Source organism: Pontivivens ytuae (assembly GCF_015679265.1).
Taxonomy (GTDB): Bacteria; Pseudomonadota; Alphaproteobacteria; order Rhodobacterales; family Rhodobacteraceae; genus Pontivivens; species Pontivivens ytuae.
This window is the reverse complement of the sequence record NZ_CP064942.1, coordinates 2,268,708-2,280,717: the sequence shown is the minus strand read 5'-3', so window position 1 is coordinate 2,280,717 and position 12,010 is coordinate 2,268,708. Positions and strand designations below refer to the sequence as shown.

Annotated in this window: 11 protein-coding genes; 6 read left to right on the top strand and 5 right to left on the bottom strand. The window is 67.8% G+C overall.

The annotated features are described in order from the left end of the window. Nucleotide 1 precedes the first annotated feature (1 nt). Nucleotides 2–442 (bottom strand): hypothetical protein, encoded by a 441-nt coding sequence (locus tag I0K15_RS11035; protein WP_196101575.1) that lies wholly within the window; start codon nucleotides 440–442, stop codon nucleotides 2–4. A 151-nt stretch (nucleotides 443–593) separates the two neighbouring features. Here I0K15_RS11035 and I0K15_RS11030 point away from each other — a divergent pair, with 151 nt between their 5' ends. Further along, a complete protein-coding gene (locus I0K15_RS11030) occupies nucleotides 594–1,040 on the top strand; it encodes a PaaI family thioesterase (protein ID WP_196101574.1) in 447 nt (148 codons plus the stop codon). Nucleotides 1,041–1,043: 3 nt separating this feature from the next. On the opposite strand, the gene I0K15_RS11025 is transcribed toward I0K15_RS11030, so the two are convergent. Together I0K15_RS11025 and I0K15_RS11020 are read right to left on the bottom strand one after the other, a co-directional pair. Next, nucleotides 1,044–3,620: an HWE histidine kinase domain-containing protein gene (locus I0K15_RS11025; RefSeq protein ID WP_196101573.1), complete on the bottom strand. Its 2,577-nt coding sequence runs from the start codon at nucleotides 3,618–3,620 to the stop codon at nucleotides 1,044–1,046. Beyond that, a complete protein-coding gene (locus I0K15_RS11020) occupies nucleotides 3,613–4,098 on the bottom strand; it encodes a biliverdin-producing heme oxygenase (protein ID WP_196101572.1) in 486 nt (161 codons plus the stop codon). The genes I0K15_RS11025 and I0K15_RS11020 overlap by 8 nt, the downstream gene beginning before the upstream one ends. 273 nt (nucleotides 4,099–4,371) lie before the next feature. On the opposite strand from I0K15_RS11020, the gene I0K15_RS11015 reads away from it, so the two are divergent. Beyond that, complete coding sequence (locus I0K15_RS11015) at nucleotides 4,372–5,508, top strand: MFS transporter (protein ID WP_196101571.1); 1,137 nt, start codon at nucleotides 4,372–4,374, stop codon at nucleotides 5,506–5,508. A gap of 28 nt (nucleotides 5,509–5,536) precedes the next feature. Further along, the gene (locus tag I0K15_RS11010; RefSeq protein WP_196101570.1) at nucleotides 5,537–6,889 is read left to right on the top strand and encodes an MATE family efflux transporter; all 1,353 of its coding nucleotides are present in this window, start codon (nucleotides 5,537–5,539) and stop codon (nucleotides 6,887–6,889) included. 58 nt (nucleotides 6,890–6,947) lie between these two features. Here I0K15_RS11010 and I0K15_RS11005 read toward each other — a convergent pair whose 3' ends face one another. Together I0K15_RS11005 and ychF are read right to left on the bottom strand one after the other, a co-directional pair. Further along, the gene (locus tag I0K15_RS11005) at nucleotides 6,948–7,325 is read right to left on the bottom strand and encodes a YciI family protein (protein WP_196101569.1); all 378 of its coding nucleotides are present in this window, start codon (nucleotides 7,323–7,325) and stop codon (nucleotides 6,948–6,950) included. Nucleotides 7,326–7,414: 89 nt separating this feature from the next. Beyond that, nucleotides 7,415–8,512 carry a redox-regulated ATPase YchF gene (ychF, locus tag I0K15_RS11000; protein ID WP_196101568.1) on the bottom strand — a complete coding sequence of 366 codons (1,098 nt, stop codon included), beginning with the start codon at nucleotides 8,510–8,512 and terminating at the stop codon, nucleotides 7,415–7,417. Between the two features lie 171 nt (nucleotides 8,513–8,683). On the opposite strand from ychF, the gene I0K15_RS10995 reads away from it, so the two are divergent. The 3 genes from I0K15_RS10995 to I0K15_RS10985 are packed head-to-tail and all read left to right on the top strand — an operon-like array spanning nucleotide 8,684 to nucleotide 11,915. Beyond that, a complete protein-coding gene (locus tag I0K15_RS10995; RefSeq protein ID WP_196101567.1) occupies nucleotides 8,684–9,205 on the top strand; it encodes a lipocalin family protein in 522 nt (173 codons plus the stop codon). A gap of 32 nt (nucleotides 9,206–9,237) precedes the next feature. After that, complete coding sequence (locus I0K15_RS10990; protein ID WP_196101566.1) at nucleotides 9,238–10,629, top strand: aspartate aminotransferase family protein; 1,392 nt, start codon at nucleotides 9,238–9,240, stop codon at nucleotides 10,627–10,629. Beyond that, the gene (locus I0K15_RS10985; protein WP_196101565.1) at nucleotides 10,626–11,915 is read left to right on the top strand and encodes an NAD(P)/FAD-dependent oxidoreductase; all 1,290 of its coding nucleotides are present in this window, start codon (nucleotides 10,626–10,628) and stop codon (nucleotides 11,913–11,915) included. Before I0K15_RS10990 ends, I0K15_RS10985 begins: the two co-directional genes overlap by 4 nt. Nucleotides 11,916–12,010 lie beyond the last annotated feature (95 nt).

Sequence of the window (12,010 nt, the reverse complement as noted above, 5' to 3'; positions counted from 1 at the left end):
ATCAGGCTCCTTCGGGGGCAAGCGTGTCGGGCCGAACCTCGGCGAACCGGGCGAGGCGGACGGTCCAGAGGGCAACCGAGGCGGCGTCGAGCGTGACGGTCAGGCTCGGCGTCTCGAACCGGTTCAGACGGATCGACAGGCCGCCGGGATGCAGGCGGATGTCGTGGATATCGCCCGCGGCCAGGCGGATGGAGACGGTATCGGCGCCGAAGACCCAGATCAGACCGGTCTCACCCTTCGCAAGCTCCACGATCGCCGCGCGTCCGTCCGAGGACAGGTCCACGCCACGCGGCGGGTCCTGCGGCCAGTCCTCCAGCCACGCATCGTGCACCTCGCCGCCATCGGCGAAGCTGCGCCGGGCGGAGCCGCCCGTGAAATGGACGAGCGCCACGATCCCGGCGATGCCGAGCACCACGAGCGCGATCAGAATGTCGAGGGGCATGGCGGCACCCTCCTCCCCGCTTTTTTCTCAAGTCTGCCGGGGCGGCGGCGGCTTGGGCAACCTTATCCTTACGTAAGGTCCGGTGACCCGGCGTGACGCTTGCGCGCATGCCCGGCGCCCGCCACGCTTCGCGGCAAAACGGGAGGATCGCATGAACCCTTACGAGATGATCCGCGCCCATATGGGCCAGACCATCCCCTTCGCGCGCCATACCGGCGTCGAGATCACGGAGATCGCGGACGGCACCGCCACCGCCGTTCTGCCGTCTTCGAAGGAGACGCAGAACCATATCGGAACGCCGCACGCCGGCGCCGTCTTCACCCTGGGGGAGACGGCAAGTGGGGCGGCCATGGCCGGTGCACTGGCCCCCGTGATCCTGGAGGCGCGGCCCGTCGCGGCGGATGCGAAGATCACCTACCTCGCCATCGCCAAGGGCGCGCTGACCGCGACGGCGAAGACATCGATCCCGGGCAGCGAGGCGCTTGCCACGCTCAAGGCCGAGGGCCGCGTGAAGTTCGACGTGCACGTCACCGTGACGGACGAGGACGGCACGACGGTCAACGAGATGACCGTCGCCTGGCACGTGAAGACCGGCTGAGGCTCAGCCGAACACCACCTCCTGCAGCGCGCGGGCGAGCTCATGCGCGTCATAGGGCTTCTGGATGATCGGCGCGCCCTCCACCTGCTTCACGAGGTCGGGCATGTCGCCATAGCCGGTAGCGAAGATCACCGGCGTGTTCCGTCCGCGCAGCAGGTTCGCCGTCGGCACGCTGGTCTGGTCGCCCAAGTTGAAGTCGAGCACCGCGAAATCGAAGCTCTCGGCCTTGATCATCGCAGCCGCCTCCTCGTTGGTGGCGACGATGCGCACGTCTTCGACCCCGAGTTCGTAGAGCAGCTCCTCCGCGTCGAGGGCGATGATCATGTTGTCTTCCAGCACGAGGGCCTTGCCCGACAGGCGCATCTCCCGCACCGGAGCCTGCGGCGCGACCGGCGTCGGCGCCGCCTCCTCCTCGCTCACCTCGACGGTGGCGAGGTGCCTTTCGGGCACGTGGAGCCGGACCTGCACGCCGCCCGGGTCGAAGAGCAGTTCGGCCGTGCCGCGCAACTCGTGCACCACCGCGCGTTCGATCACGGTGCTGCCGAAGCCGCGGCGCAGGGGCTCGGCCACCGCAGGGCCGCCGATTTCGACCCACTCAAGGTCGATGCCGCCCTCCTCGCCCTGCTTGATCGAGATCAGCACACGGCCGTTCCGGCTCGACAGCGCACCGTACTTCGTAGCGTTCGTGACCAGCTCATGCAGCACCAGCGCCATGGTGGAATAGGCATCGGCCTCGAGCTTTGCATCCGTGCCGCTGATGATGATCCGGTCGAACGCGTCGGTCGAGAATGCCTCGGCCTCCGCCTGCAGAAGCTTGCGCAGCGAGGCCGGCTCCCAGCTCTTGCGGTTGACCTGATCGTGGGCGCGGGCCAGCGCATGGATCCGCCCGCCGAGCACCGCGGTGAATTCAGAGACGTCGCGCTCGCCATCCGCGCTCTGCGAGACGAGGCCGCTGATGAGGTTGAGGATGTTGCGCACCCGGTGGTTGAGCTCGCCGATCAGCAGGTCCTGCCGCTCCTGCAACCGCTCCTGCACCTCGCGCGACGCGTCGGAGATCCGAAGGATCGTCTCCACGATCGTTTCGCGCAGCGTGTCGGCGATGCGCTGCTCACTCTCGGTCCAGGGAGAGCAGCGGCCGCGCACCTCCTCGGTCCAGGCGGCGAAGCTTTCCCGCGGCATCAGACGGGTGCCGTTGGGGCCGACCTCGACCGGTTTTTCGGGGTTGCCGGCCCAGCGCACGCTCTGCGCCTCCTCCTTGCGGAAGAAAACGACGTAGTCGTTGGGGCTGCGCCGCACGGGCAGGGCGATGGCGCCAGCCACGCGGTCCACATAGGCAGCACCGTCCGGATAGGCCTCCGCCAGGCTGTCCGCCACAAAGGACCTGCGCTGCGGCTGTTCGTCGAGGAAATCGGCGAGCGCATCGAACTCCTCCTGCGCCAGTCCGTTGCCATAGCTGGCAAATGTCCCGTCGATCCGGCACGCCGCCCCGTCAAAGGGCAGCAAGGTGCGAACCGCCTCCGAGATCCGCTCGAACTGCCCCGCGATGTCGGAGGCGTCCATGAACTCGCCCATGATCTGGTCATGCAGGATGCGGACGCGCGCCGCCTCGTCCCGCTCGGCCCGGCTCTCCGTCTGTTCGAGGAGCAGCGAGAAGACCTGCCCGAACATCTCGGCCGCGCTGCGCACGTCGTAGGACAGCGTCTTCGCGGTCATGTGATGGCAGGCAAACAGGCCCCAGAGCCGCCCGTTGCGCAGGATCGACACCGACATGGACGCGCCGACCCCCATGTTGCTCAGGTACTCCAGATGGATCGGCGATACCGCGCGCAGGCCCGACAGCGACATGTCGAGGGGCTCGGCCGCAGCCTCCGCCGTCGCGCGGACCGGGATCGTCTCCCCCTTCACATCCGCGATGATCCGCAGCAGCGAGCGGGTATAGAGCGCGCGCGCCTGCTTCGGGATGTCGGAGGCCGGGTAGCGGAGGCCGAGATAGGGCTCCAGATCCTGGCGGCGCGACTCGCTGATGACCTCGCCGCTGTCGTCGGCGGCGAACCGGTAGACCATGACGCGGTCAAAGCCGGTCAGCGCCCGCATCTGCCGCCCCGCCTGCTCGCAGAGCGTGTGGGTGTCCTCGCAGCGCTTCAGCCGTTCGACCATGGAGCGAACGAGCCCCGCCTGGTCGAGGTAGCGCCGCTGGTCGTGCGGCTCGAGCTCCAGAATGATGGTGCGGCCGGCCATGTGCATGCCGATGTCGAACGTCTCCCCACCCTCGGTCAACTCAACGCCGTACAGGCGCTCGGTCATGTCCGGCGTCGCGATGGTCTGCATCCGGCCGCGCAGGTCGTGGATCGCGTCGGAGCGGGCGAACTGGCGAAGCGGCCGTCCGATCAGCTCATCGACCGAGGGCAGGCCGAGCACCTCCGCCGCATTCTCGGAGACGTGGCTGACGATCCAGTCGGGGTCGAGCGCGATGAGGCAGCCGAAGGGCTGGATGCGGCCGGGGATGTGGATCTGCTCGCGGTCGCAACTGGTCAGGTCGACCTCGCCGAACGGCTCCATCTTGGGCTGAGGATCAGGCATGTTCCGGCACCTCCTCCAGCACGGCGGCCAAGGCCCGCTCATAGAGCGCGAAGGTCGCCTCGGCCCCTTCTACGATCGCGTCGGCATTTTCGGTCACGGCTTCGGACGCGGCAAGCCAGGCGCGCCATGCGTCGAGTGCGCGACGGTCCGCAAGATAGCGGGTCGCCGCGCGCACGGTCTTGTCCCCGGACTCCGCCACGCGACGCGCCAGCACCTGTGCGCCGAGCCGCGAACCGGCCACCACGTAGTAGGCCCCCATGGGATGCAGGCCCACGGGCGCATCGAGCCGTGGGGCAGGCGCCGCCCCGATCGTCGCCATGTCGAGCGTGAGAAGCGGACGCAGCCGCGAAAGCGACGGGAGCTCCGTAAGGCGCGCGCAGGTCGGCGCAATCGCGTCGAGCGCCCCCGCCTGTGCGCGCAGAAACGCGCGATATCCGCTCCGGCTCGTCAAATCGAGCGCGCTCACTGCTCCGTCCACGCGATCGTGAGTTGATGCGGTATGGTGCTTCAGCAACGTTCGGAGCGTCTGTAATATCACGAGAAAAGTCCCAATTAAAAATTCCTGAAGGTCATATGCATGGAATCAATGAACGGTAACGTAAGCTCCGGAAATGCGACATAAATTCCTTTAATTGATCCTAATTTCGGACTTCCTGATTAACCGTACGCACACTACGAAAGCATCTACTGCAACTCCGTTGACGCGGCCGCAACCATAGGTTCAGTTGCGACAACCACAGAGCGAGTTCTCATGCTGATTCCCATATTGTCCCTCGGCAACTTCGCCATCGGCATGGGCGTATTCGTCGCAATCGGCCTCATCGGACCACTTTCCGACGCTTTTTCGCTCGACGACGGGACCGCGGGACTGATCCTCACGATCTACGCGGTCAGCTACGCGATCGGCTCGCCGCTGCTCGTCGCGCTGACCGGCCACCTCGCACGCCGGACCGTGATGATAACAGGTTTGGGCATCTTTGGCGTGTCCGCCGCCGTCATCGCCATGGCTCCGTCGGCCGAGATCCTGCTGGCGGCCCGGGCGATGTCCGCCTTCGGCGCGGGCCTCTTCACCCCGATCACCGCTGGCGTCGCCGCCAGCATCAGCGCCCGCGGGAAGGAGGGGAAAGCCCTCGCCACGGTCTTTGCCGGTCTCACCTTCGCGCAGGTGCTCGGCGTGCCGGCGGGCACCTGGATCGGCTACCAGTTCGGGTGGGAGACGTCGTTCTGGGTCGTCGCGATCCTGTCGGCGATCTGCCTGCTCGGCATCATCCGCTACGTTCCGCGGGACCTGCCGTTCCAGGCGTCGAACTTCTCGACGCTGGCGGGCGTGCTGCGGGACTGGCGGGCGCTGATGGTGATCCTATTCACCGCGACGTTCCTCGCGGGCATCTACGTCGTCTACACCTATCTCGGCCTCTTGCTGGAAAGCCGGATGGGCTACAGCCGCGACGGCGTCACCAGCATCTTCGCCCTGTTCGGGGCGGGCGCGGTCGCGGGCAACTTCCTCGGCGGTTGGCTCGCGGACCGGGCGGGGCCTGTGCCGACGCTCACCATGCTTTGCATCGCGCAGGCGGTGCTGATGCCCGGCTTTGCGCTCCTGCCGATGGACGCCATGGCGCTCTTCGCACTGATGCTGCTCTGGGCGATCTTCGGCTGGTCCTTCGTGGCCGGGCAGCAGATCCGCGTCGTCCGTGCCAATCCGGAGCGGGCGACCGTAGCCCTCGCGCTCAACGCGGCGGCGATCTACATCGGCGCGGCCCTCGGCTCGACGATCGGGGGGCACATCATCACGCTGCAGGGTCTCGATGCGCTCGGCATCGGCGGTGCTCTGGTGGCGGTGCTCGCCCTCGTCCACCTCTTGGGGTCGGAGCGGCTGGCCCGTGGCTGAGAAGGCGAGGTTCCTCTCCGGGAACCTCATGCGCCATGTCTCCGTAATGAGCTTCACCGCATCGCTCGGCCTGATGGCGGTGTTCCTCGTCGACTTCATCGACATGCTCTTCATCTCGATGCTGGGCAATGCGGCACTGGCCGCGGCGATCGGCTATGCGGGCTCGATCCTGTTCTTCACAACCTCGATCTCCATCGCCTTCGCCATCGCGACCGGAGCGCTGGCGGCCCGCGCCATCGGGCGGGGAGATCTCGATCACGCGCGCTGCGTCGCCTCCCACGCCGTGACCTTCGGCGTGGTGATCTCGGCGATATTGGCCCTCATCGTGTGGTTGAACCTCGGGGCGCTCGTAGCTCTGCTCGGTGCGCAGGGCGAGGTGGCCGAGCTTGCCGTCGACTACCTCGCCATCATCGTGCCGTCGCTGCCGATCCTCGTGGTCGCCATGGCGGGCGGCGCGATCCTGCGGGCGCATGGCGCCGCACAACCGGCCATGTGGTCGACCATCGGTGGAGCCGCCGTGAACGCGGTGCTCGATCCGATCTTCATCTTTGCAATGGGAATGGAGCTGCAGGGCGCCGCCCTCGCCTCCGTCTTCGCACGGACGGCGATGGCGGCGATCGCGCTGCGCCCGATCTTCACCCAATATGGCGGGCTACCCCGGCCTGAGATCGGCCCGATGATCGCCGACTTCCGCCCCATCGCGGCCCTCGCCTTCCCGGCACTGCTCACCAACATCGCAACTCCGGTGGGCCAAGCTTGGGTCGTGCGCGAGATGGCCCGTTTCGGAGAGGATGCCGTCGCCGGCATGGCCATCGTCGGGCGGATCACGCCGCTCGCCTTCGCCGTGATCTTCGCCCTGTCCGGCGCCATCGGCCCTATCATCGGCCAGAACGCCGGGGCGGGAGATCAGCCGCGGGTGCGCCGCGCCTTCCTCGACGGCCTGATCTTCGTGGGCGTCTACGTCCTGTTTGCGGCGCTCGTGCTCTTCTTCCTGCGCGGTCTGATCGCCGCCCTCTTCGATGCGGAGGGGATTACCCGGGAGCTCATCTTTCTGTTCTGCGGGCCATTGGCGCTGGCCTGGGCCTTCAACGGCTGGATCTTCGTGGGCAATGCGAGCTTCAACAACCTCGGCCACCCGTTCTATTCCACGACGATCAACTGGGGGCGCAATACGCTCGGTACGATCCCCTTCGTGTCGCTCGGCGCGTGGTGGCTCGGCGCGCCGGGCGTGCTGATCGGGCAGGCGGCGGGCGGGGTCGCCTTCGGCCTCCTCGCTATCTGGCTCGGCCTGCGCGTGGTGGAGGAGGCCAAGCCCGGTGCCGCCCCGGCCCTGCCCCCGATGCAGACCCGCTTCCTGCAGCTCTTCGCCCGGCACCGCTGAGGGCGACACCCTTTTATCGCCTGTCGCAAGCATCCTCGGCTGACGGCGAAACCGCATCTCAGCGCGCCGACGTCCGCCGCACCTCGACCGCACCGCCCCTCAGAGCCGCCGGCATCGTCGCCGCCAGCGACTCGGCCACCGCCGGGTCCTCCGTCGCGATCACGACATAGCCTGCGAGATACAACGGCGCCCCATCGGCCGCCTCCACTCCACCGATCCGCCACGAGGCACGCGGGTCGAGCTCTGTGCTCCGCCGCAGCAGACCCAGCGTGTCGAGCATCTCCGAATAGGCCTGCCAGTGAGAGGGGGCCGCGCCCTCGGCCCGGGCGGCGAGATCCGCCTCGGTCTCGTAGCTCAGCAATGTGTATTCCTCGCCCAGCGCCGGCATGGCAAGCGCCACGCTCAGGGCCGTCAGCATCAGGTATCGCATCCGCATCGTCTCGCTCCTCATGTCAGCGACGGGGATCCCGTCTCTGCCCTCATGAGGCGCGAGCCCGCCGCCGATCGACAGCGGCCGCGAAAAAATCAGGTGTTGAAGAGGAAGTGCAGCACGTCGCCGTCGAGCACGGTGTAACCCTTGCCCTCGGCGCGCATCTTGCCCGCCTCCTTCGCCTTCAGCTCGGAGCCCGCGGCGATGAAGTCGTCATAGGCGATGGTCTCGGCCCGGATGAAGCCGCGCTCGAAATCACCATGGATTACTCCCGCGGCCTGCGGCGCCCTCGTTCCCCTGCGAATCGTCCAGGCGCGCGCCTCCTTCGGGCCAACGGTGAAGTAGGTCTGCAGGTCCAGCAGCTCGTAGCCCGCGCGGATGAGCCGGTCCAGGCCCGCTTCCTCCAGCTCCAGTTCGGAGAGGAACTCGTCACGTTCGTCATCCTCGAGCTGCGCGACCTCCTCCTCGATCGCGGCCGAGATCACGACGGAAGCCGCCCCCTGCTCCGCCGCCATCTGCGCGACGCGCTCCGAATGCGCGTTGCCCGTGGCCGCGTTCTCCTCCTCGACATTGCAGACATAGAGGACCGGCTTGGCTGAGAGGAGTTGCAGCATCTTCCATGCCTTCTCATCGTCCTCGGCCACTTCGACGGTGCGAGCGGGCTTGCCGTCCTCGATGGCTTCCTTGGCGGCGATCAGCAGTCGCTCCTGCTCTTTCGCCTCCTTGTCACCGCCGCGCACCTTGCGCTGGAGGTTCACCAGCCGCTTCTCGATGCTTTCGAGATCGGCGAGCATCAGCTCGGTCTCGATCACCTCCGCATCGGCGAGCGGGTCGACGCGGCCGTCCACATGGGTCACGTCGTCATCCTCGAAGCAGCGGAGAACGTGGGCGATCGCATCAGTCTCACGGATGTTGGCGAGAAACTGATTGCCGAGCCCCTCCCCCTTGCTCGCACCCTTCACCAGGCCTGCGATGTCGACGAAGGTCAGCCGCGCCGGGATCACTTGCTTGGATTGCGCGAGATCCGCGAGCTTCGCCAGCCGCGCATCCGGCACGCTGACCTCGCCCACATTGGGCTCGATCGTGCAGAAGGGAAAGTTCGCCGCCTGCGCAGCGGCGGTGCGCGTCAGCGCGTTGAACAGCGTGGACTTGCCCACGTTCGGCAGGCCGACGATGCCGCAACGAAATCCCATGACGCGCTCCTTCCCGGAAAAAGACCGGCTTCACTAAGGCGCAGGGCCGGACGGGGTCAAGCGCCCGCGCCGTCTTCCGTGCACCAAATATGTCCGCCGGAGGCGCGCAAGGCGGCTGACGGCTGCCTCCGGCGGGGATATTTTGGGAGAGTGGAACGGAAGGGGAGTGCCATGAGCCGCGCGACGATCCTGGTGGTGCTGCTCCTGCTGGGCGCCTGCTCCGCCTATCGCGACCGGTCGGTGGCGGTGCTCCCTGCAGAGGTCCCCGTGGCGGCGCTGGCCGGGACCTGGGTCGAGATCGCGCGCTTTCCCAACGTCTTCCAGCGCGGCTGCGGACAGTCCACCGCGACCTATGTGCCGCGACCCGATGGCGATATCTCCGTGATCAACGCCTGCATCGAGCCGGGCGGCACCGTCCGCCGGGCCGAGGGGATCGCCCGCGTCGCCGGCCCGGGGCTGCTGGAGGTGAGCTTCGCCCCCGCCCTGCCCTTCGCCTGGTCCGACTACCTGATCCTGTCGCTCGACGGCGAGGTCGCGGTGACCGCCAGCCCCGGCGGCGGCCTCGCCTGGATCCTCGCCCGCCGTATCTGCCCCACGCCGGAGGCCATCGCGGAGGCGCTCGCGCTCCTGGAGGCGAACGGCTACCGCACCGAGCGGATGGAGCGCTTCGACACCCCTTCCCTTCGCCCCTGATCCGCGCCACCTTCGCGTCGAAGGAGACGCCCATGGCCCCGAAGGACAACCACTACCCGACCGCCGAGTTGCAGGCGCTCGACGCCGCGCACCACATCCACCCGTTCTCCGACAGTGCCGCGATGCGGGCGCGCGGCGCGCGGGTGATCACGCAGGCTGACGGCGTCTGGCTGACCGACAGTGAGGGCAATCGCATCCTCGACGGGATGGCGGGCCTGTGGTGCGTCAATATCGGCTACGGGCGAGAGGAGCTGGCAGAGGCCGCCGCGCGCCAGATGCGCCAACTTCCCTTCTACAATACCTTCTTCATGACCACCCATCCGCCTGCTGTGGCGCTCTCCGCCAAGCTGGCCGAGATCGCGCCGGGGGACCTGAACCGCGTGTTCTACGCAGGCTCCGGGTCCGAGGCGAACGACACCAACATCCGCCTCGTCCGCCACTATTGGCACGCCATGGGAAAGCCCGAGAAGCGGACGATCATCGCGCGGAAGAACGCCTATCACGGCTCGACCATGGGCGGCGCGAGCCTCGGCGGGATGGGCGCGATGCACGCCCAAGGGGGCCTGCCGATCCCCGACATAGTCCATATCGATCAACCCCACTGGTGGGCGGAGGGGGACGATCTCTCGCCCGAGGAGTTCGGTCGCGCCCGCGCCCGCCAGCTCGAAGAGATGATCGACCGGTTGGGCGAGGGCACCGTCGCGGCCTTCATAGCCGAGCCGATCCAGGGCGCAGGCGGCGTCATCATCCCGCCGGAGAGCTACTGGCCAGAGATTTCCCGCATCTGCCGGGAACGCGAGATCCTGCTGATCGCCGACGAGGTGATCTGCGGTTTCGGGCGCACCGGCCACTGGTTCGGCTCGCAGCATTTCGGGATCGATCCCGACATCATGACCATCGCCAAGGGCCTTTCGTCGGGCTACCAGCCCATCGGCGGCTCGATCATCCGGGAGAGTGTGGCGGAGGTCATCGAAGCCTCCGGCGAGTTCTTCCACGGCTACACCTACTCCTCGCACCCCGTCGCCGCGGCCGTGGCGCTGGAGAACATTCGCATCCTGGGCGAGGAAGGTATCATCGACCGCGTCCGCGAGGACACCGCTCCCTACATGGCGCAGAAATGGGCGACGCTGGCCGAGCACCCGATGGTCGGCGAGGCCCGCATGGTCGGCCTCATGGGCGCGCTGGAGCTGACCCCCGACAAGGCCGCCCGCGCCGCCTTCGCCAACGAGGGCACTGTCGGCCTGATGACCCGCGAGCGCTGCTTCGCCAACGGCCTCGTCATGCGCCATGTCGGCGACAAGATGATCATCTCGCCGCCGCTCGTGATCACGCACGAGGAGATCGACCGCCTGATCGAACTCGCCTGGCAGAGCCTCGACGAGGGCATGGCGCAAGCGAAGGCGGAGGGAGCGTTCACCGCGTGAACCTGCTCTACGCCAACGACCGGCCGGGGGAGTATCCGGCGAGCTGGTATGCGGACACAGCGACGCCGCTGCCCCCCGCCCCGGCGCTCGACGGCGACATTCGGGCTGAGGTTTGCATCGTCGGGGCGGGCTATACCGGCCTTTCCGCCGCACTGCACCTCGCCCGCGCGGGTCGCAACGTGGTGCTGATCGACGCCCACCGCGCAGGCTGGGGCGCCTCTGGGCGCAACGGCGGACAGGTCGGCTCCGGTCAGCGGGTCGAGGCGCCGGAGATGGAGGAGATGTTCGGCCGCGACACCGCCCGAACCCTCTGGCAGATCGGCGAGGACGCCAAGCAGCTCGTCAAGGACCTGATCGCGGAGCTCGCCATCGAGTGTGAGCTCGCGCCCGGCATCCTCTACACCGATCACAAGCCCGCCCATACCGCCGAGATGCGCCGCCACGCCCGGCACATGAACGAGCAGTACGGCCAGCCCCTCGAGTTCCTCGACCACGACGCGCTGCGCGACCACCTCGGCACCGACGCCTATGCCAGCGGCGTGCTCGACCCGACTGCCGCACATCTGCACCCGCTGAACTACGCTCTGGGCCTCGCCCGCGCGGTCCGGGCCGCAGGCGTCCGCCTCCACGAAAACACTCCGGCGCTGGCCCGTGAGGGCACCACCATCGTCACCCGCCGAGGCCGGATCCGAGCGGACCACGTGATCCTCGCCTGCAACGGCTATCTCGGCGATCTCGACCGCGGCATCGCGCGGCGGGTCATGCCGATCAACAACTACATCCTCGCGACTGAACCGCTAGGCGAGGAGCGCGCCCGAGCCCTCATCCGCCACAACCACGCAGTCGCCGACGCGAAGTTCGTGGTGAACTACTTCCGCCTGACCCGCGATCACCGCCTGCTCTTTGGCGGGGGGGAGAGCTACTCTTACCGCTTCCCCGACGACATCGCCGCCAAGGCCCGCAAGCCGATGCTCGAGATCTTTCCACAACTCCGGGACGTGAAGATCACCCACGCTTGGGGCGGCACGCTCGGCATCACCATGAACCGCCTGCCCTACCTGACGCGTCCCGCGCCTGGCGTCCTGTCGGCCTCCGGCTACTCTGGGCACGGCGTCGCCCTCGCGACGCTCTGCGGTGCCCTCGTGGCCGAGGCGATCACCGGCGATAGCCCCCGGTTCGAGACCATGGCCCGCCTCGCCCACCGTACCTTCCCGGGCCCCTCCAGCTGGCGCACGCCGCTTCTGGCCTTCGCCATGAGCTGGTACGCCCTGCGCGACCGCCTTTGATCCCTCACCTTTCTCCAAATACGCATGGCGCGCCCTCGGCCAGCGGCGCGACGGGCGTATTTCGGGAAAGATGAAAGCCAAGCTTGACCTTGCGG

Bases quoted from the DNA above. Each gene is read 5' to 3' on its own strand.
- I0K15_RS11035 (WP_196101575.1), bottom strand. From the start codon at position 442: ATGCCCCTCGACATTCTGATCGCGCTCGTGGTGCTCGGCATCGCCGGG.
- I0K15_RS11030 (WP_196101574.1), top strand. From the start codon at position 594: ATGAACCCTTACGAGATGATCCGCGCCCATATGGGCCAGACCATCCCC.
- I0K15_RS11025 (WP_196101573.1), bottom strand. From the start codon at position 3,620: ATGCCTGATCCTCAGCCCAAGATGGAGCCGTTCGGCGAGGTCGACCTG.
- I0K15_RS11015 (WP_196101571.1), top strand. From the start codon at position 4,372: ATGCTGATTCCCATATTGTCCCTCGGCAACTTCGCCATCGGCATGGGC.
- I0K15_RS11010 (WP_196101570.1), top strand. From the start codon at position 5,537: ATGCGCCATGTCTCCGTAATGAGCTTCACCGCATCGCTCGGCCTGATG.
- I0K15_RS11005 (WP_196101569.1), bottom strand. From the start codon at position 7,325: ATGCGGATGCGATACCTGATGCTGACGGCCCTGAGCGTGGCGCTTGCC.
- ychF (WP_196101568.1), bottom strand. From the start codon at position 8,512: ATGGGATTTCGTTGCGGCATCGTCGGCCTGCCGAACGTGGGCAAGTCC.
- I0K15_RS10995 (WP_196101567.1), top strand. From the start codon at position 8,684: ATGAGCCGCGCGACGATCCTGGTGGTGCTGCTCCTGCTGGGCGCCTGC.
- I0K15_RS10990 (WP_196101566.1), top strand. From the start codon at position 9,238: ATGGCCCCGAAGGACAACCACTACCCGACCGCCGAGTTGCAGGCGCTC.